22 protein-coding genes are annotated in these 18,678 nt (G+C 66.8%); 9 read left to right on the top strand and 13 right to left on the bottom strand.

Annotated elements, in window-relative coordinates:
• The first annotated feature begins 11 nt into the window (after positions 1-11).
• Positions 12-668, top strand: a complete 657-nt coding sequence (locus GGQ62_RS16185) for a PEPxxWA-CTERM sorting domain-containing protein (protein ID WP_243445981.1) — start codon at positions 12-14, stop codon at positions 666-668.
• Here GGQ62_RS16185 and gltS read toward each other — a convergent pair.
• The 5 genes from gltS to GGQ62_RS01730 are packed head-to-tail and all read right to left on the bottom strand — an operon-like array spanning position 634 to position 7,428.
• Positions 634-1,866, bottom strand: coding sequence for a sodium/glutamate symporter (gltS, locus tag GGQ62_RS01750; protein ID WP_153401078.1), 1,233 nt, complete (start codon positions 1,864-1,866; stop codon positions 634-636). The two genes, GGQ62_RS16185 and gltS, sit on opposite strands and share 35 nt — an antisense overlap.
• The gene (metH, locus tag GGQ62_RS01745; RefSeq protein WP_152576764.1) at positions 1,859-4,573 is read right to left on the bottom strand and encodes a methionine synthase; all 2,715 of its coding nucleotides are present in this window, start codon (positions 4,571-4,573) and stop codon (positions 1,859-1,861) included. The genes gltS and metH overlap by 8 nt, the downstream gene beginning before the upstream one ends.
• On the bottom strand, positions 4,497-5,543 hold the full coding sequence (locus GGQ62_RS01740; RefSeq protein ID WP_152576765.1) for a homocysteine S-methyltransferase family protein: 1,047 nt from the start codon (positions 5,541-5,543) through the stop codon (positions 4,497-4,499). Before GGQ62_RS01740 ends, metH begins: the two co-directional genes overlap by 77 nt.
• On the bottom strand, positions 5,540-6,460 hold the full coding sequence (metF, locus tag GGQ62_RS01735; protein ID WP_152577083.1) for a methylenetetrahydrofolate reductase [NAD(P)H]: 921 nt from the start codon (positions 6,458-6,460) through the stop codon (positions 5,540-5,542). The genes GGQ62_RS01740 and metF overlap by 4 nt, the downstream gene beginning before the upstream one ends.
• A gap of 17 nt (positions 6,461-6,477) precedes the next feature.
• Positions 6,478-7,428, bottom strand: a complete 951-nt coding sequence (locus GGQ62_RS01730) for an ArsR/SmtB family transcription factor (protein ID WP_152576766.1) — start codon at positions 7,426-7,428, stop codon at positions 6,478-6,480.
• Positions 7,429-7,578: 150 nt separating this feature from the next.
• On the opposite strand from GGQ62_RS01730, the gene GGQ62_RS01725 reads away from it, so the two are divergent.
• The 5 genes from GGQ62_RS01725 to GGQ62_RS01705 all read left to right on the top strand — a co-directional run bounded on the left by GGQ62_RS01725 (position 7,579) and on the right by GGQ62_RS01705 (position 10,253).
• A complete protein-coding gene (locus tag GGQ62_RS01725; protein WP_167649433.1) occupies positions 7,579-8,421 on the top strand; it encodes an MlaA family lipoprotein in 843 nt (280 codons plus the stop codon).
• A 49-nt stretch (positions 8,422-8,470) separates the two neighbouring features.
• The gene (locus tag GGQ62_RS01720; protein ID WP_152576768.1) at positions 8,471-8,662 is read left to right on the top strand and encodes a hypothetical protein; all 192 of its coding nucleotides are present in this window, start codon (positions 8,471-8,473) and stop codon (positions 8,660-8,662) included.
• A gap of 93 nt (positions 8,663-8,755) precedes the next feature.
• A complete protein-coding gene (locus tag GGQ62_RS01715; protein ID WP_152576769.1) occupies positions 8,756-9,202 on the top strand; it encodes a DUF6325 family protein in 447 nt (148 codons plus the stop codon).
• Positions 9,203-9,204: 2 nt separating this feature from the next.
• Complete coding sequence (locus tag GGQ62_RS01710) at positions 9,205-9,483, top strand: SHOCT domain-containing protein (RefSeq protein ID WP_152576770.1); 279 nt, start codon at positions 9,205-9,207, stop codon at positions 9,481-9,483.
• Positions 9,484-9,560: 77 nt separating this feature from the next.
• Positions 9,561-10,253, top strand: coding sequence for a glutathione S-transferase family protein (locus GGQ62_RS01705; RefSeq protein WP_207790464.1), 693 nt, complete (start codon positions 9,561-9,563; stop codon positions 10,251-10,253).
• Between the two features lie 14 nt (positions 10,254-10,267).
• Here the strand turns inward: GGQ62_RS01705 and GGQ62_RS01700 are convergent, their stop codons facing one another.
• Both GGQ62_RS01700 and GGQ62_RS01695 read right to left on the bottom strand, forming a co-directional pair.
• On the bottom strand, positions 10,268-10,876 hold the full coding sequence (locus GGQ62_RS01700) for a murein L,D-transpeptidase catalytic domain family protein (protein WP_152576772.1): 609 nt from the start codon (positions 10,874-10,876) through the stop codon (positions 10,268-10,270).
• 26 nt (positions 10,877-10,902) lie between these two features.
• Positions 10,903-11,574 (bottom strand): nitroreductase, encoded by a 672-nt coding sequence (locus GGQ62_RS01695; protein ID WP_152576773.1) that lies wholly within the window; start codon positions 11,572-11,574, stop codon positions 10,903-10,905.
• A gap of 69 nt (positions 11,575-11,643) precedes the next feature.
• Here GGQ62_RS01695 and pgsA point away from each other — a divergent pair, with 69 nt between their 5' ends.
• The 3 genes from pgsA to GGQ62_RS01680 are packed head-to-tail and all read left to right on the top strand — an operon-like array spanning position 11,644 to position 12,906.
• Positions 11,644-12,201 (top strand): CDP-diacylglycerol--glycerol-3-phosphate 3-phosphatidyltransferase, encoded by a 558-nt coding sequence (pgsA, locus tag GGQ62_RS01690; RefSeq protein ID WP_152577084.1) that lies wholly within the window; start codon positions 11,644-11,646, stop codon positions 12,199-12,201.
• A 4-nt stretch (positions 12,202-12,205) separates the two neighbouring features.
• A complete protein-coding gene (gene moaD, locus GGQ62_RS01685) occupies positions 12,206-12,457 on the top strand; it encodes a molybdopterin converting factor subunit 1 (RefSeq protein WP_152576774.1) in 252 nt (83 codons plus the stop codon).
• Positions 12,454-12,906 carry a molybdenum cofactor biosynthesis protein MoaE gene (locus tag GGQ62_RS01680; protein WP_152576775.1) on the top strand — a complete coding sequence of 151 codons (453 nt, stop codon included), beginning with the start codon at positions 12,454-12,456 and terminating at the stop codon, positions 12,904-12,906. Before moaD ends, GGQ62_RS01680 begins: the two co-directional genes overlap by 4 nt.
• An 18-nt stretch (positions 12,907-12,924) precedes the next feature.
• Here the strand turns inward: GGQ62_RS01680 and GGQ62_RS01675 are convergent, their stop codons facing one another.
• From GGQ62_RS01675 to GGQ62_RS01650, 6 genes are all read right to left on the bottom strand, one after another.
• Positions 12,925-13,410, bottom strand: a complete 486-nt coding sequence (locus GGQ62_RS01675) for a hypothetical protein (protein WP_152576776.1) — start codon at positions 13,408-13,410, stop codon at positions 12,925-12,927.
• Between the two features lie 43 nt (positions 13,411-13,453).
• Entirely contained in the window at positions 13,454-13,993 is a 540-nt protein-coding gene (locus GGQ62_RS01670; RefSeq protein WP_167649432.1) for a hypothetical protein, read from the bottom strand.
• Between the two features lie 156 nt (positions 13,994-14,149).
• Positions 14,150-14,995: a nidogen-like domain-containing protein gene (locus tag GGQ62_RS01665; protein WP_152576778.1), complete on the bottom strand. Its 846-nt coding sequence runs from the start codon at positions 14,993-14,995 to the stop codon at positions 14,150-14,152.
• A 113-nt stretch (positions 14,996-15,108) separates the two neighbouring features.
• On the bottom strand, positions 15,109-15,789 hold the full coding sequence (locus GGQ62_RS01660) for a response regulator (protein ID WP_207790465.1): 681 nt from the start codon (positions 15,787-15,789) through the stop codon (positions 15,109-15,111).
• Between the two features lie 17 nt (positions 15,790-15,806).
• The gene (locus GGQ62_RS01655) at positions 15,807-17,942 is read right to left on the bottom strand and encodes a sensor histidine kinase (protein WP_341533736.1); all 2,136 of its coding nucleotides are present in this window, start codon (positions 17,940-17,942) and stop codon (positions 15,807-15,809) included.
• 275 nt (positions 17,943-18,217) lie between these two features.
• Positions 18,218-18,586, bottom strand: coding sequence for a hypothetical protein (locus GGQ62_RS01650; protein WP_152576781.1), 369 nt, complete (start codon positions 18,584-18,586; stop codon positions 18,218-18,220).
• Positions 18,587-18,678: the final 92 nt, after the last annotated feature.

Genomic DNA, 18,678 nt, shown 5'->3' with positions numbered 1-18,678 from the left:
GGGTGTGTGGCATGATCGCAGGCTTGGCGCGGCTGGTCCTGGTCGTCGCGGCGCTGTCCGGCAGCGGGGGCCCCGCGCAGGCCATCCAGACCGCGATCGGTTCGCAGATATTGGAGGATTTCGAGGGTCGCCAGCTCGGTGCGACGTCGATCAACTTTTGCGACGTCGCTTATCCCGCGCTCGATTGCCTCGGCACGCTCAGCGGCGGGTCGGTCACGCTCGCCACCGCCGCCTTCCCCGCCAACTCGCCGACCCAGGTCTATATCGGCAGCATCATCACGCTCGATATTGTCGACAATTTCGACTATAGCTGGCCAGCGGTGGCAGCCTATGTGAGCGGCTCGGCGCCCATCCGCTTCCGGGCCTGGGAATATGACGCCAATCTGGGTGGCGACCGCCTGGTTGCCGATTTTTCGACCAACGGCAGCGACAGCAACCGGTTGATCGCGTTCGGCAGCGACTCCGACCTGCAATTTCTGACGCTGATCGAGTTCAGTTCGAGCACGACCTTCGCTATCGACGATTTCCGCATCGGCCTGCCCGATGTCGCCCCCGGAATCCCGGAACCCGCCAGCTGGGCCATGCTGATCGCCGGTTTCGGACTGACCGGCGCTTCGCTGCGCCGGCGCCGCGCTACCGGCTGGCGAACAGCAACACCCACTGGATGATGACGGCGTTGGCGATATCGACGAAGAACGCCGATACCAACGGCATGACGATGAAGGCGAGCGGCGCCGGGCCATAGCGCTGGGTGACCGCGGTCATGTTGGCGATCGCCGTCGGCGTTGCGCCGAGCATCAGCCCGGTGGAGCCGGCCGCCATCACCGCGGCGAAATAGTCGCGGCCCATGATCGGAAACACCACGCCGATGATGAACACCGCTGCCATGATCGCCTGCACCGTGATCGCCACCATCAGCACGCCGGCGCTGCTGGCCAGAGTCCACAATTCCATGCTCATCAAGGACATGGAGAGGAACACCGACAGACTGAATTCGGAAACCACCCCCAGCGCCGGGGTTTCGGCCGGGCTCGCCAGATCGGGCAGGATCCACGGCACGAGGTTGGACAACAGGATGCCGGCGATCAGGCACGGCACGAACAGCGGCAGCTTGATGCCGGTCGAATCCATCAGACCATAGGCGATCGAGCCGAGCAGGATGGCGGCCTGGATCCACAGGATGCTGCGCATAAGCCCAACGTGATCGACCCGCAGATCGCTCGGCGGGAACGGCCCGGGCGCGGCCGCGGTCGGAACCACGACATGCGCGGCCGGGGCCGGCGCCAGTCGGCCACGCGCGATCAGGAATTTGGCGATCGGCCCGCCGAGCACGCTCGCCACGATCAGCCCAACCGTCGCCATGGCGATGCCGAGTTCGGCGCCGCCGGCGACGCCGTGAACCTCGGTGATCGTCGGCCCCCAGGCGATCGAGGTGCCATGGCCGCCGATCAGCGACGCCGTGCCGAGCATGACGCCGGCCGCCAGCGGCAGGTCGAACAGCCGCGCCACGCCCAGGCCGACGATCGACTGGACAACCATATAGACCAAAGTCAGCGCCAGCATGATCGCCAGCACCGGGCCGCCGCGCCGCAGGTCGGATACCCGCGCCTTCAGCCCGATGGTGGTAAAGAAATAGACCAGCAGCGCGTCGCGCGCGGCCAAGTCGTACTGGATCTCCCGCCCGGTGACACTGACCACCGCCAGCGCGACGAGCGCGGTGACAATACCGCCGCTGACAGGTTCCGGGATGCTGTAGGCAGACAGAAGCTGCACGCGCCGCGTCAGCCCCGCCCCGATGAAATAAGCGATGATGCCGAAGGTTAAAGCGAGGAACGCCGAAACCGCGATTGGCGCCGGCTCAGTCAAGATTGGGCCGGCACCAGGTTTCCGCCTGTTCGAGGCTCACACCGCGGCGCAGCGCATAATCTGCCAGCTGGTCACGCCCGATCCGCGACACGCCGAAATAATGGCTTTCGGGATGGGCGAAGTAAAAGCCCGACACGCTCGCCGTTGGCAGCATGGCGAAACTTTCGGTCAGGGTGATGCCGGTGCGGTCGGTGGTCTGCATAAGGTCGAACAGCGTCGCCTTCAGGCTATGCTCGGGGCACGCCGGATAGCCGGGGGCCGGGCGAATACCCTTGTATTGTTCGCGGATCAGTTCGGCGTTGGTCTGCCTGGGGCCGGTCTCATAACCCCAGATTTCGCGCCGCACCCGTTCATGGAGATATTCGGCAAAGGCCTCGGCCAGCCGGTCGGCGAGCGCCTTCAAAAGGATATCCTGGTAATCGTCATGCGCCGCCTTGAAGCGCGCCAGATGCGGCGCGATACCGTCGCCGGCGGTCACGGCAAAGCCGCCGAGCCAGTCGGCGTCGGGGGAGACAAAGTCGGCGAGGCACGAATTGGCCCGGCCCTCGCGCTTGGCGATCTGCTGGCGCAGGAAGGGAAAGCGCGCCAATTCCTCCGCCCTGTTGTCGCCTTCGAAGACAACGACATCGTCGCCATCGCGCCGCGCCGGCCAGATGGCGATGACGCCGCGCGGGCGCAGCCAGCCCTCCGCGACGATGTCGGCCAGCATCTTCTGCGCATCGGCGAACAGATTGCTGGCGCTTTCGCCGACGACGACATCGGTCAGGATCGCCGGGTAATTGCCCGCCAGCTCCCACGCCTGAAAGAACGGCGTCCAGTCGATATAGGGGATCAGCTCGGCCACGGTGACATCGTCGATGACCCGGGTTCCGGTGAACGCCGGCCGCACCGGCGGATGCGCGGCAAAATCGGGAACAAAGGCGTTGGCCCGGGCGTCGTCCAGCGGCACCAGCGCCGACTGGCCGCCGCCGGCGCGCTTGATGCGGATATCCTCATATTCCTTCGCCGTCGCCGCGACCATGTCGTCCTTCAACGTGTCGCTGACCATCGTGCCGGCGACGCCGACGGCGCGCGAGGCATCGAGGACATGGATCACCGGCCCCGCATAGGCCGGCGCGATGCGCAGCGCCGTGTGCACCCGGCTGGTGGTGGCGCCGCCGATCAGCAGCGGCATCGTCATGCCGGCGCGCTGCATTTCGGCCGCGACCGTCACCATCTCGTCGAGCGACGGCGTGATCAGCCCGGACAGGCCGATCATGTCGGCGCCTTCGTCATTGGCGGCCTTGAGGATGGTCTGGAACGGCACCATCACGCCCAGGTCGACAACTTCGAAATTGTTGCACTGGAGGACGACGCCGACGATGTTCTTGCCGATATCATGGACGTCGCCCTTGACCGTCGCCATGATGATCTTGCCCTTCGACGACGAGGCGCCTTCGGGGCCGGCGAGCTTTTCCGCCTCGATATAGGGCAGCAGGTGCGCCACGGCCTTCTTCATGACGCGGGCGGACTTGACCACCTGCGGCAGGAACATCTTGCCACTGCCGAACAGGTCGCCGACGACGTTCATCCCGTCCATCAACGGCCCTTCGATGACGTCGATCGGGCGGCCGCCGCTGTCGAACGCCAATTGCCGCGCTTCCTCGGTGTCCTCGACCACGAACGCGTCGAGGCCCTTGACCAGCGCGTGCTCCAGCCGCTTCGAGACGGGCAGCAGCCGCCACTCGTCGGTGGCCTTTTCCACTGCCTTGCCGTCGCCGCGATACTTCTCGGCGATCGCCAGCAGCCGGTCGGTGCCATCGGCGCGCCGGTTGAGGACGACATCCTCGCAGGCTTCGCGCAGCTCCTCGGGGATGGTGTCATAGACATCCAATTGCCCGGCGTTGACGATGCCCATGTCCATGCCAGCGCGGATGGCGTGGAGCAGGAACACCGAATGCATCGCCCGCCGCACCGGCTCGTTGCCGCGGAAGGAAAAGCTCAGGTTCGACACGCCGCCGGAAATATGGGCGTGCGGGCAGCGGCGCTTGATCTCGGCGCAGGCCTCGATGAAGTCGACGCCGTAATTGTTGTGCTCCTCGATGCCCGTCGCCACGGCGAAGATATTGGGATCGAAGATGATGTCGGCCGGCTCGAAGCCGATGCCGAGCAGCAGCCTGTAGGCGCGCTCGCAGATGTCGACCTTGCGCTGCGCCGTATCGGCCTGCCCCTTTTCATCGAACGCCATGACGACGGCGGCGGCGCCGTAGCGCATGACCTTGCGGGCGCTGTCGAGGAACGGCGCCTCGCCTTCCTTCAGGCTGATCGAATTGACGATACCCTTGCCCGCCAGGCACTTCAGCCCGGCCTCGATCACCGTCCATTTGGAGCTGTCGACCATCACCGGCACCCGCGCGATATCGGGCTCCGCGGCGATCAGCTTCAGGAAGGTCACCATGGCGAATTCGCTGTCGAGCAGCCCTTCGTCCATGTTGACGTCGATGATCTGCGCGCCGTTTTCGACCTGCTGGCGCGCCACTTCGACGGCGGCTGCATAATCGCCATTGAGGATCAGCTTCTTGAACGCCGCCGACCCGGTGACGTTGGTGCGCTCACCGACATTGATGAAGGCGGCGACGGCCACCGGTGTCTCACGCTGCAAAGGAAAACGCCTCCAAACCGGAAAGCCGCATGGCAGGTGCCTCGGCCGGCACCTGGCGCGGTGCATATTTCGCCACTTCGCGCGCCATCGCCGCGATATGCGCCGGCGTCGTCCCGCAACAGCCGCCGACGATGTTGACCAGGCCTTCGCTCGCCCAGTCGCCGACAAGGTTGCCGGTCGTCGCCGGCGCCTCGTCATATTCACCGAGATCGTTGGGCAGGCCGGCGTTGGGATAGACCTGGATCAGCGTGTCGGCGACCTTGGCCAGCGCCACGACATGCGGCCGCAGCTCGGTCGCGCCGAACGAGCAGTTGAGCCCGACGGTCAACGGCTTCACATGGCGGATCGAATGCCAGAACGCCTCGACCGTCTGGCCGCTGAGGTTGCGCCCCGAGAGGTCGGTGAGCGTCATCGACAGCATAACCGGCAGCTCGCGCCCCAGTGCTTCGGCGGCTTCGGCGGCGGCAAAGGCCGCGGCCTTGGCGTTGAGCGTGTCGAAAACGGTCTCGATGAGGATGATGTCGACCCCGCCTTCCACCAGCGCATCGATCTGTTCGCGATACACTGCCTTTACCCCGTCGAAGTCGACTTCGCGAAAGCCGGGATCGGAGACGCGCGGGCTGAGCGAAAGCGTCTTGTTGGTCGGCCCCAATGCGCCGGCGACAAAGCGTGGCCGGCCGTCAGCGGCCGTTGCCGCGTCACAGCATTCGCGGATGATGCGGGCGGCGGCGCGGTTGATGTCGCCGACCAGATGCTCGGCGCCATAATCGGCCTGGCTGATGCGGTTGGCGTTGAAGGTGTTGGTCGCCAGCACGTCCGCCCCGGCGGCGAGATACTGGTTGCACACGCCGGCAATCGCTGCCGGGCGCGTCAGGTTCAACATGTCGTTGTTGCCCTTCTGGTCCATCGGCAGGTCGAGCGACCCCTTGTAGTCGGCTTCGGTCAGGCCGAGCCCCTGGATGGCGGTGCCGTAGGGCCCGTCCTTGACGAGGATGCGCTCGGCAGCCTGGCGACGAAACAGCGCGGCGATGGTCATGCGGCAACTTCCAGTGCGGGCGCGGAGGGCCTGACCCCCAGCATGTGACAGATGGCATAGGCCAGCTCGGCCCGGTTGAGCGTGTAGAAGTGGAAATGCCGCACCCCGCCGGCGTAGAGCCGCCGGCACAGCTCCGCCGCCACCGTCGCCGCCACCAGCTGCCGCGCCGCCGGCTTGTCATCGAGCCCGGCAAACAGATGCGCCATCCACTTGGGAACATTGGTCGCGCACGGCACCGCCATCCGCTGCAACTGGGCAAAATTGCTGACTGGCAGGATCCCGGGCACCACTTCCGCCGAAATCCCCGCCGCCGCCACCGCGTCGCGGAAGCGGAAGAAGGTTTCCGGCTCGAAGAAGAATTGCGTGATCGCCCGCGACGCGCCGGCATCGAGCTTGGCCTTGAACGCATCGAGATCGGCGGCAAGGCTGCCGGCCTCGGGGTGGACTTCGGGATAGGCGCTCACCGAAATCTCGAAATCATGAAGGCGCTTCAGCCCCGCCACCAGCTCGGCGGCGCTGGCATAGCCATCGGCGCGCGCCTCGAACCGCCCGCCCGCCACCGGCGGGTCGCCGCGCAGTGCCACGATATGGCGGACGCCGGCCTGCCAATAGCCATCGGCGATCGCATCGATCTCGTCGCGGCTGGCGTTGACGCAGGTCAGGTGCGCCGCCGCCGGGATCGCCGTCTCGCCGGCGATGCGGGCAACGGTGGCGTGCGTGCGCTCGCGCGTCGAGCCACCGGCGCCATAGGTCACCGACACGAAGCGCGGCGCCAGCGGCGCCAGCGTTTCGACCGACTGCCAGAGCGTCGCTTCCATCGCCTCCGACTTGGGCGGGAAAAATTCAAAGCTGACTGCCACGTCACCGGGCAGATCGGCATAAAGCGGAGGGTTCAGCGCGCAGGCCGCCTCCGCCATTTCATGCACCGACAGGCTCACGCCGCTTTCCTTTCATCCGTCTGCCGGGCTTCGCGCGTGCCAAGCCACAAAGTCACGCCGATCGCCTCGCGGTCGGGCAGCCGTGCCACCACCGCGCCCGCCAACCCCGCCGCTGCCATCCAGTCGATCATCTGGGCATCGGCGAAACCGAGCCGCAGGTGGCGCTGCTGGTTGCGAAGCTCTTCCCGATTGTGCGGCATGAAATCGACGATCAGCAGCCGCCCCGCCGGCGCCAGCACCCGCGCCGCCTCGGCGATCACCGCCGCCGGATCATCGGCAAAATGCAACACCTGGTGCAGCACCACCGTGTCGACACTGCCATCATCGGACGGCAGCGCATACATGTCGCCGCGCCGCACTTCGGCATGGGCGAGGCCGGCGCCTTCGATGCGGCCGCGTGCCAGGCGCAGCATTTCCGGACTGCGATCGATGCCGAGCGCGGTGGTGGCGCGCGGGCCGAGCAGCTCGATCATCCTGCCGGTGCCGGTGCCGACATCGACCAGATTGCCCAGCGCATCCGATCCGAGCGCCGCGATCACCGCCGCCTCGACGGCGCTTTCGGCAATGTACAGCGATCGCTCGCGGTCCCACGATGCGGCATGGGTCGCAAACCACGCATCGGCGGCGGCCGCGCGCTCTTCTCGCACGGCTGCCAGCCGTGCCTGGTCGACAATGCCGGCATCGGCGGCGAGCGCATCCATCGCCGCCAGGACCGGCCCCGCGACGCCGGCCTCGCCAAGCCGCACAAACACCCAGGCGCCTTCCTTGGAACGCTTGACCAGACCGGCATCGGACAGGATACGAATGTGGCGTGAAACGCGCGGCTGGCTCTGTTCGAGCACGGCGGCGATTTCCCCGACGGACAGCTCCATGCGGCGAACAAGCAGCAGGATCCGCACCCGGCTCGGGTCCGCCAGCGCACGCAGGATGATCAGCAACGGCTCCATCGCATCCGGGACATAAAGATATCTTTATATGTGTCAAGCGGGCGAGACGACGTAGCCGGTTGTGCCGGCCATCGAAGTCGGGCAATGCCCTTCTCGATGTCATTGTCCACCCGCTTGCGTATCCCTGCCCCGCTCGCGGTTCTGTCGGCCTTGGTTGTCGCCTTGCCGCTCGCTGGCTGCACGACGCCGCGCGCGGGCGGCATGGAGGTCGCCGAGGCGGACCGGTGGGAGGGCACCAACCGCCGCATCTACCAGTTCAACAAGAATATCGACCGCGCCGTGCTCAAGCCGGTGGCCAACACCTATCGCGCGGTGGTGCCGACTGCGGCGCGCCACGGCATCACCAACGTCTACAGCACCTATGGCGAACCTTCGAGCCTGATGAACGCGCTGTTGCAGGGCAAGGTCTCGCAGGCGTTCCGCACCCTCGATCGCATCCTCATCAACATCACCCTGGGCGTCGGCGGCCTTGCCGACAACGCCACCGAACTGGGGCGCGAGCAGGAGAAGGAAGATTTCGGCCAGACCTTTGCGGCCTGGGGCATCGAATCGGGGCCGTATATGGTGTTGCCGCTGTTCGGCCCGGCGACGCTGCGCGACAGCTTCGGGCTCGGCGCCGATTTCCTGATCGATCCGGCCGACTTCACCCGTAACGCCGCTTTCAGCCCGACACTTTACTGGCGCGGCGGCCAGATCGTGACCCGGCTGATCAATTTCCGCGCCCGGCTGACCGAACAGGGCGGCGACCAGCTGCTCGCCGACAGCCTGGACGAATATACGCTCGTCAAATCCGCCTATCTGCAGAACCGGCGCAATGCGATCTACGACGGCAACCTGCCGCTCGACCCCGAGGACGAAGCCGAGATGGACACGCCCGAGGCCGCAGCGCCCGACCCTGCCGTTTCGGCGCCCGACCCTGCGCCAGCAGCAGCCGAGCCCGCCCCTGCAGCACAGCCCGAACCGCCCAGGGCATCGACCCCTGCCCCGCAATAGCCCGCGCTCGCCGCTTTCGCAGGCATCGGCTCTGCGCTATGCTGATCCGATGCTGTACCGCGCCACTGCGTCCCTGCTCCTGTTGCTGCTCGCGGCGTGTGGCGGCAGCACGACCCCTGAACCGGAAGCCGTCGGTGGACCCACCGGCAACGATGTCGCGGCAAAAGCCGTCGCCGACGTCGATGCCGCCATGGCCGACGCGCAGCGGACGTCGCCGGCCGCCGCCACGGCGGCGCCCTGACGCGACACATCTGACCCGACACATGCCGGACTCGACACAAGTTTGACGCACGCCGATGATATGTTGGGACTGACTGACCAGGGGAGAGATGCCATGACCGATGCGACCGGGCCGATCGAGCTGATCGTCCTCGCCTTTGACGGCAACAGGTTCAACGGCGACATCACACCCGCGCTGGTCGACCTTGTCGAACGCGGCATCGTGCGAGTCATCGATCTTGCGGTCGTGGTCAAGGATGATGATGGCGCCGCGCTGATCCTCGAAATGCAGGAACTGCCCGACGATATCGCCGCTGCCGTGGCGGGCATTTCCGGCGCCGCGAGCGGTTTGCTGTCCGAAGCCGATCTCAACGAGCTTGCCGACGACATGAAGCCCAATTCGACCGTCGCTGCCTTGCTGTGCGAACATGTCTGGGCGACCGGCTTCGCCAACGCCGTGCGCAGCGCCGGCGGCACGCTGGTGCTGTCCGAACGCATTCCGGGCGACGTTGTCGACGCCGCGCGCGCCACGCTGCTTGCCACGACTTCACAGGGAGACTGACCATGTTCGGATCACGCCGCGGACGCCCCAGCCTGATCGGCGCCGCCGCCCGCACCGCCGGCCGCACCGCCGTGGTCGTCGGCACTGCCAATGCCATGACGCGCCCGCGCGGGGCGCCGGCGGCGGCAGAGCCGGGCAGCACGGCACCGGCCGCCGGCGCAGCCGCTGGCCTGAGTGACGATTCGATCTCGCGGCTGAAGCAGATTGCCGAGCTTCACGCCGCCGGGGTTCTGACCGACGCCGAATTTGCCGAACAGAAGTCGCGCCTGCTCAACGGGTGACGGTTTTGCCACGGATGCGTCGGCGCGCTAGACTGGCAGGGTGACGTGCCGGAGTGGCCCCGAATGACACCAACGCCATGACGATGACGCTTTACACGGCCGCGACACCCAATTGCTACAAGGTGTCGGTAACCCTGGAGGAGCTTGGGCTGGCCTATGCGGTGGTCAAGGTCGATCTTGCCCATGGCCAGCAGAAAACGCCCGATTATCTGCGGATCAACCCCAATGGCCGGGTGCCGGCGCTGGTCGATGACGGCTTCCCGATCTTCGAATCGGGCGCCATCCTGGTCTATCTCGCCGAAAAGACCGGCCTGCTGATGCCGTCCGACGTCAAGGGCCGCAGCCAGGTGATGCAGTGGCTGATGTTCCAGATGGGCGGCATCGGCCCGATGATGGCGCAGGCCAATGTCTTTTATCGCTATTTTCCCGAAAAGATCCCGGCCGCCATTGCCCGTTACCAGGGCGAAGGCCGGCGGCTGTTCGAAGTCATCGATTCGCACCTGGCGTCCCGCGAATTTCTGGCGGGCGACTATAGCATCGCCGATATCGCCAACTGGTGCTGGATCCGGACCGCCAAATGGTCGGGGATCGAAACCGACGGCCTTGTGAACCTGCAGCGCTGGCTGGCGACGGTCGCCGAACGGCCGGCCGTGCAGCGCGGCATCGTCATTCCCGAACCGCCGAAATCCAAGGACCCCGATGCGGAAGAAGCGGCTCGACTGGCCGAAAAGGCCCGCGGGATGCTCGAGCCGGGCCGGCGCGAGGCCTGAGCGCCAGTTCCGCGCTAGACCTTGTCGGAATAGAGAAAGCGGCCGCCGCCGAGGCGCGCCAGCACCTGTTGCAGATCGGCCCCGGTCAGCGTGAAGCAACCCTGGCTGCGGCCCAGCTTGCCCATGTCGCGCGCCATCGCTTCGCTGACATAGGGCGCCGTGTGGATGACGATGGCGCGGTCCAGCGCGTTGTCGTTCGTCGGGTCGAGGCCCTGAAGACGCATCGACCGGCCGTGCTTGCCGACATATTCGCCGCCGGTGATGAAGGCGCCGGCGCACGAGGCATAGCTGCCATCGGCGTTGGAGAATTGCTGCAGCCAGCCGCTGTGCGCCGGGTCCGATCCGCGGCCGTGGGCGACGAGCATCGAGACGGTCGCGCCCGACGCCATGTCGACGAGATGAAAGCGCCGGTCGCGCGACGGGCGCGAATAATCGGCAATGGCGATCAGATCGGCTTTCTGTACCGCGGCGCGGTGGCGACCAAAGGCCGCCATCGCCCGGGCCAGCAGCCGCGCATCGACCGGTGTCGCCGAGGCGGCCCGCGCCGGGACCGCCAGGACGGCCGCACCCGCGATCAGGCCACCGATGAAACCGCGCCGGCCGATCGATGACTCATTCTTCAAAACGCAATCCTTGCGGCAACTCCACGTCACAGACCGTGGAAGGTGGCGAAATCGGCCAGCGGCGCCCGTTCGGATCGCACCGCATTCGCCGGATCGGCTTCATCCCTAAAGCCGATCGCCATGCCGGTGAAGAGCATGCGGTCCTCCGGTATCCCGATAAAGCCACGGATCGTCGCAGGGTAGATCGCCCAGCATTCCTGCGCGCAGCTGTCGAGGCCTTCGGCGCGCAGCAGCAGCATGAGCGACTGGAGATACATGCCAAGGTCGCTCCACTGCGGCGGGCCCATGGTGCGCGCCACCGAACAGAACAACGCCACAGGGGCGCCGAAGAACTGGAAATTGCGGGCAAACCACATCAACCGCTGCATCTTGTCGGCACGCGGGATGCCCAGCGCGCCGTACAGCGCCTCGCCAACGGCAAAACGATAGTCGCGATAGGGTGACGGCAGGGTCTTGGGATAGATATCATATTCGGTCGGCTCGCCGCCCGGGGCTTCGGCAAGCCGCGTGCGCATCAGGGTCTTGAGCGCCTCCAGCCGGTCGCCTGCAACGACATCGATATGCCAGGGTTGCACATTGCCGCCCGACGGGGCGCGCGCCGCCGCTTCGACCACGCGGCGGATGACGGCCGGATCGACAGGCGTGTCGAGAAAGCCGCGCACCGACCGGCGCGTGGCGAGAGCTTCGTTGACATCCATGGCACGTCCTTCAGCTTTTTTGCCGGGCATCTGGCATCGCGGCGCAGGATTGCCTAGGGATGGCCGGTGTTGTCCAGCCTCCCCAATCTGCTGACGCTCAGCCGCATCCTTGCGGTGCCGCTGCTTGTCGTCCTGATGTGGGGCAAGGGCCCCTATGAATGGCTGGCGGCGTTCGTCGTCTTCCTGGTTGCCGGCATCACCGACTATCTCGACGGCTATCTGGCGCGGGCGCAGGGCACCGTGTCGAAGATCGGCGTGTTCCTCGACCCGATCGCCGACAAGATCATGGTCGCCGCGGTCATCGTCATGCTGGTCGACAGCAATATCGTCCATGGCCTGGCGGTGGTTGCCGCGCTGATCATCCTGCTGCGCGAGATCATCGTGTCGGGATTGCGCGAATATCTCGCCACCCTCCAGGTCTCGCTGCCGGTGTCGGCGCTGGCCAAATGGAAGACCGCGTTCCAGATGATCGCCTTGGGCGCATTGGTGCTGGCGGGGTCGGCGCCGGCGCTGATGCCCTGGCTGCCGGCCTATGAAGCCGGCATCGCAAGCCTGTGGATCGCCGCTGTCCTGACGCTGATCACGGGCTACGACTATCTGCGTGTCGGCCTGAAGCACATGTCCTGACCCGGTGGACATTTTGTACTTCGCCTGGGTGCGGGAACGCATCGGCACGGGCAGCGAACAATTGGCGGTGCCCGCCGCTATTGCGACGGTCGCTGACCTGCTCGACTGGCTGGCGGCGCGGTCCCCCGGTCATGCCGCAGCACTCGCCGACCGCAGCGCCATCCGTGTCGCCATCGACCAGGAATTCGCCAGCCTCGATGCGCCCGTCGCGGACGCTGCCGAAATCGCCATCTTTCCGCCGGTTACCGGCGGATGATCCGCGTCCGGGTCCAGCCGGAACCTATCGCGATCGCCGAGGAAACCGGTGCACTAAGCGCCGGGCGCAGCGATGTCGGTGCGGTCGTCAGCTTCGTCGGCCATGTCCGCGCCGATGATGGCCTGCAGTCGCTGACGCTCGAACATTATCCGGCGATGACCGCGCGCGCACTCGCCGCCATCGCCGCCGCGGCCGAAGCGCGTTGGCCGCTGCTCGGGGGGGTCGTCATCCATCGCCACGGGCGGATGTTTCCGGGAGAGGCCATCGTGCTCGTCGCGATCAGCAGCGCCCATCGTGCCGCCGCCTTCGCCGCGGCAGAATTCCTCATGGACTGGCTGAAAACCCGGGCGCCGTTCTGGAAGGTCGAGGAGCGCGGCGATGGCCGCCACTGGGTCGCGGCCAAGCAAAGCGACGACATGGCCGCCGAACGCTGGCACGCCGGGTCCTAGCGCGGGATCGGACGCCGGCTATTTCGGCGGCGTCGCGGTGTGGAACAAATGCCGGTCGGCGGGCATCGCCGCCATTTCGGCCCTGGCGGCGGCGCAGAAGGTCGACAGGTCGCGGAAATTGCCGCCCATCACCCAGCCGGTGGCAAGGCCGATGTCGAGAACCAGATTGTCGTGCAGGAACGCCGTCCTTTCCGCTCCGAGCGGCGGTGTCGCCGGCGGCGCAAACACCGCCACGGCCTTGGCCATCTTGGCCGAATCAACTTCCAGGTCGTCGCACAGCGCGGCAGCGCCATTGTGCCAGCCGATAAAGACGATCTTGCCGATCTGTTCGTCGGTCCACACCGGCTTCATAATCCCAAGCAGGGCCTTCGACGCCAGGAACTTGTCGGTTGCCTCCTGTGCCGTGCGCGGCGGCAGCGTCATCGGCTTGGCAATCGGCAACTCCGTGCGATCGACGATGCCCGGCTGCGGTGCCGGCGCCTGCGCCATGAGCGGCGTCGCCATCAAGGTCGCCGCAAGGGCCAGCAGTCGCATCTTCAAGCCCCCGTCAGTAGCCGAATTCACGCGATGTCCAGCCGGCATTGTAATTGTTGTAGCCATCGAAACAGGCGCGCTGCTGGCGATAGCAGGTGATGCCGCCGGCGGGGCTGAAGCTGTCGCTGCCATAGTTGTTGTCCTGATAGCCATCCGGATAGCGATCATGTTCGTGGCTCTTTTTCTTCGACGTCGCCGCCGCGATGATGGCCCCCAGCACGATCGCGGCGCCGACCGCCGCGACCGCATCGCCGCTGCCATTGCCCGATTGCTTCTCCCAATCGCCAAGGTTGACGTTGCGCACGGAACCGCGCTCGACCCAGCAGTCGAAACGGGCGGTCTGGTTGTTTCCCTGGTTTGCGCGGTCGGCATGGCCGGTCACTTGAAAACGGCCGTTGCCCCGCTCGCTGCTGGTCACGCCCCGCGTATTCGATATGCCGTAATCCCGCCGCAGCTGATCCTTGCAGACGCCTTCGGCGTCACGCGGCGACCAGGATTGCGCCCGGGCGGGCACCGGCGGTACGGCCAACAACGCCACGACAGCGGCCCCCAATGCTGATCTGGACATCGCCCTACCCCCCGGTCGTGGCAATTATCCGCCGGTCGCGGCGCCGCGTCCAGAAAATTCGATATGGACACGGATCGATCTTGCGCAAGGATGACCGGGCATTGCCGAAGATTTCGGCAATGCCCGGTCATCGGCCAATTGCTAGACGAGGTGACCGGCAAGCGGCCGGCGACGCCGCATGGCGCCACCGACCATGCCGAACCCGCCGATGAGCATGGCCCATGTCGCCGGTTCCGGGACAGCGCCGGGAAGCACGGGCGGCAACACGCTGCCGTTGCGAACGCTGAACTGCAGCTGCCCGGCGACGCCATTGTTGGTGGTGTTGATCAGCGGCGCGCTGCCGGTATCGAGGAAGCTGCCCGGAACACGCGACCCGGCAAGCTCGAAGAAGGTGTTCGGCTGGTTGCCGGTGCCGGCATTATAGCCGACAGCGGCGGAAATCCCGCCGAGACCGTTGCTGCCGCCGCTCGCGTTGCCCGTTTCCCATTCGATCCGGTCATAGTTGAAGAAGATGTCGAAGTTGCCGGCGCCGGTATCCGACCGGTCGGTCAGGATGATCTGGAAGTCGTTGAGCTTGTTCGTCTGCGACGCAAAATAGCCGACCCCGGCCCAGGTCGCGCCAAAGGCATTATAGCCCTGGTAGGTGCCGGTGCCGTAGGTGGTCAGCGCGGAGGCGGCGCCGCGTGTGTCCACGTCAGCGAAGAAGGCGGCGATAATCGGCTGGCCGCTATAGCCACTGCCGAGACCACTGGGGGTATAGGTCCCCTGCCCGCCGTTGAAGGTCAGATAGCCATTGTTGCTGACATAGGCGGTCGAATAGACGTTGCCGAAGTAGTTGGCGCTGAAGCCGAGCGCCACGGCGCCGGTGGCGCCATCATCGTTGCGCGGCAGCGCATTTGCCGAAAAGCCCGGAGCGAGCGGTTCGGCAAGGGCGGGCATGGCGGACAGCGCAAGTGTGGCCGCGATCGCGACCCCGAGCAATTTCATGATGGTAGTTCCCCTGTTGGTCGTAGATGGCCGAATGCAACCGGCTGGTAGCGGCCGGTACATCAGCCTTTGCAGGGAATTAACACGGCAGCAGCCCCCCGAAGCGGGGGTTCTCAGACAAGGCCGCGTCGGGCCGCTTCGAGCGCGACTTCCGCGCGCGTGTTGACGTCGAGCTTGCGATAGATCGACTTGATGTAACCCGCCGCGGTCTGGGGGCTGATGCCCAGCGACGCTGCCGCTTCGGACACTTTCAACCCGCGCCCGATCAGCCGCAGCACATCTTCCTCGCGCGGGGTCAGCGCCACGTCCGTTCCCGCCGCGATGAAATTCGCCTTGGCGCGAAAATGCTCCAGAATGCGCCGCGAGATGCTGGGGCTCATCGGCACCTCGCCGCGGTCCATGGCATGCAGGCGCGCTTCGATCGCCATGCTGTCCTCGTCTTTCAACAAATAGCCGGTGGCACCGGCCGCCAGCGCGGCAAGGACATGGCCATCGTCATCGTACATCGTCGACACGACGATGCGGGCGTCGGGCAGTTTCTGTCGCAGGGCGCGGATCAGATCGACGCCCGACCCGTCCGGCAGGCCGAGGTCGATCAGGCACAGGATGTCGCCGCCGGGCTCCTGCCGCGCAAGCCATTCGCGGCCGGTTCGCAGCGAGGCACAGTCGGCGATATCGGCATCGGGATAGATGCGGCGCAACAGGGCGTTGAGCCAGGCGCGTGTCGGCGCCATGTCTTCCAGGATCAGGATGGAAATCACCGCGTTGCCGGTGCCGCGTCTGCGATCATGCAATGCTCCCCTGGCTGCAGCTACCATCGTGTTCGCACCCCGCCGCCCCCCTGTTTGGGGGAATGCAGGTCGAGAGGGACGCGCAGCGTGATCTGCGTGCCATCGCCCGTCCGCATCGCGAAGCTGCCGCCGATCTCCGCAATGCGCCTGCGCATGTTGAACAGACCGCGGCCCTCGGCATGGTTGGCGGACAGGCCGCAACCATCGTCCTTGAGGTCGACAAACAGCGCCGGGCGCCCCTGCGAGATCGCCACGCGAATATCGACCGCCACCGATTGCGCCCGCGCATGGCGGATGATGTTGGTGACCGCCTCGCGCAGCGTCGCCTCGACGGCGCGAAAGACCGAGTAGCGGACATGGTGATCGGTGGCGGCCGGCATGATCGGCCAGGCGAGCCGGATGCCCGCGGCGTCGAGCCGGTCGCCTGCATCGACCCGGCAAAGCGCCACCAGGTCCGACACATGGCGCCGACCGCCGCGCAACCCGGTCAACAACTGCCGCATTTCGCGAATGGCGTCGCGCACATCGCCTCGCGTGTCGTCGAGGCTGTCGCGGTGCAGGCTCGTCACCAGCCGGCCCCCGACATCGTCGTGAAGATCCCGGGCGATCCGCTCGCGCTCCTCGTACATGCCGCGATCATAAGCCTGCCGCGCCGCGTCGGTCTGTTCGCACAACAGCAAGAGCGAATCGACAAGGCTCGTATCGCGCCCGTTGAACAAGCCCCGGCCCTTGTTGGCGGCGTAAAGGCGAAGCGACGGCCCGAAGGGTGGCGCGCCGACAAGGATCGCCACCCCGGCATCCTCCAGCCGCGCCGGACCGACATGGTCGGCGGGCGTGATCGACAGCGGGCGAAAGCAGTCTTCGAGCGCCTGGCTCCACCGCTGGAACCGCTCGGCTTCGGTCACCGCCAGCGCAATCTCGCCGCTTTGCGACAGCAACCGCGCGCCGTCCCGACGCGACCGGCTGAACAGTCGTTCGAGCAGACTGTGGCGCGACACGATCCACAACGCGCCACCGACGACAATGGCGACGGTGGTCGCCGTGCCTGGCGCCAGTTGGGTCGCGACGAGCAGGGTCACATCGACCGCCACGATCAGCAGCAGCGACAATGCCGACGCGATCAGCCGCCACGCCCAACGATCGAGATCGAAGATCCAGCCGCGCGTCACCCCGATGGCGATGGCGATGAACGGCGGCAGCATGAGGACGAACGCCAGCGGATCGGCCCATTCGGGCGGCGCACCCAGCAGCGGCGTCAGATAGGTGACCAGCAGGAACAGCGCCAGGGTGATGACGGTGGCGCTGCCGACCAGCCGCAGCGCCGCGCGGCCCAGCGGATCGCCACGGGACGCACGCCATTGCACCACGACCAGCGCAACGATGATCAGGAAATCGGTGCTGACCAACACCGCGATATCGTCGTACGCCAGGTGGCCGCCCTGCGCGAGCGGAACAAGGGCAAGCGCGACGAGTGCCAGCACCGCCAGCCCCAGACGGCGCAGCCCGGGCGTGCCGAGCGGCCGGGGGAACAGGGCGAAATAGCAGATCAGCGCCGACCCGAAGAGCTGGGCGCCGAACCAGTTGGTCGTCACCAGCCGGCGCCACAGGATGCCGCCGACGATCAGTTCGCCATTTTGCAGCACGGCAAAGGGCAGCGCGGCGATGCAGAGCGCCAGCCCGGTGGCGGCGATGGCACGCGCCGACGCATCACGGGGTCGCAGCACCAGGATCCAGAGCGCCGACAGCGCCCCGGCGACCCCTGCGGATGCCGCAATCCAGAAAGGCCAGCCGAGCGTGGTCGGCCGCCGCGCGCGCTGCCATTCCACCGTCCGGCCGTCGTGCCCACGAAGCTGGAACGACAGGTCACCGGACGCGGCCATGGCGGCAAGCAGGTCCTGGTTGGCCATCGCCTGTGGCGTGATCAGGCGCTCCCCGCGCCGAACGGCGTCGTCGGCACCCGATGGCGCGAGGCTGGTTCCCGTTGCCGGGCTGGTGATGCGGAGCAGTTGCAACGACGCCGTGCGCGAGGCGTCGGCGGGAGCGGTGAAAATGGGCCCGTCGGCGGCGGACCGGACATCAAGGCCGTAGCTCGGCAACGACCGGGCCAGAAACGCGGTCGCGATCGCCACGGCGAACAGGGCGGCAAGGCCCAGCACAAAGGCCAAGGTCGGCCGACCAGTCAACAACAGCCGGGCCCCCACCCTGATGATCGACCACCGCCTGTCTTGGATGCGATGTCATGTCCTTCATAAAGCAGGGTCGGCCTTTTTCAACGGCACAAATGGCATTGTCCCTGCCAGGCGATGCCCCTTCAGTCGGCTTGCCGTGTTGCGTGGGTTCGACGTGTGCGATGCCGCGCGGACCCGTCGCCGCTGCGAGCAAAAACGCCGGGGGAAGCGGGACGGCACCGAGAACGGCAGCGCCGGTCGAGTCAAGCGATGACGGGGGCCAGGCGGACAAGCCGGCCGATGACGTCGCGGCCCGGGGCGCAATTGGCAGCCTCGGCCGGAACCGGTTGCAGGGTCCCGGCGCGGTTCGCCGCGGCGACGAGTACGGCAAGCGCGGCGGTCGCTTCGGCGGGATCGGGCACATCGCGCGCCAGCCAATGGCCGGCCGCGCCGGCGGCTATGGTGATGCAGTGGAGCGACTGGGCAAGCTCGCGATGCCGGCGCCGCATGTCGTCGACCGGTCCCGCCGCCACGCCGGGCACCCAGCGCGTGGACAGGATCTCGCGCGCCACGGACAAGGCCGTGCCGACGGCGTCGCGCAGCTTCGGCGTATCCGGATCGTCCCGCTGCATGACCACCACCTGCTCTGCTGTTCCAGACGGGCGTTGTGCCTGCCGCTGCGGCGGCGCGGGAGACCCGAAGGAAGGGCGCCGGGCCACTCTTC

Origin of the sequence: Polymorphobacter fuscus, from assembly GCF_011927825.1 — a bacterium.
Classification (GTDB): Bacteria; Pseudomonadota; Alphaproteobacteria; order Sphingomonadales; family Sphingomonadaceae; genus Sandarakinorhabdus; species Sandarakinorhabdus fusca.
The sequence above is the reverse complement of the archived record's forward strand: the minus strand, read 5'-3'. Positions and strand labels throughout refer to the sequence as shown.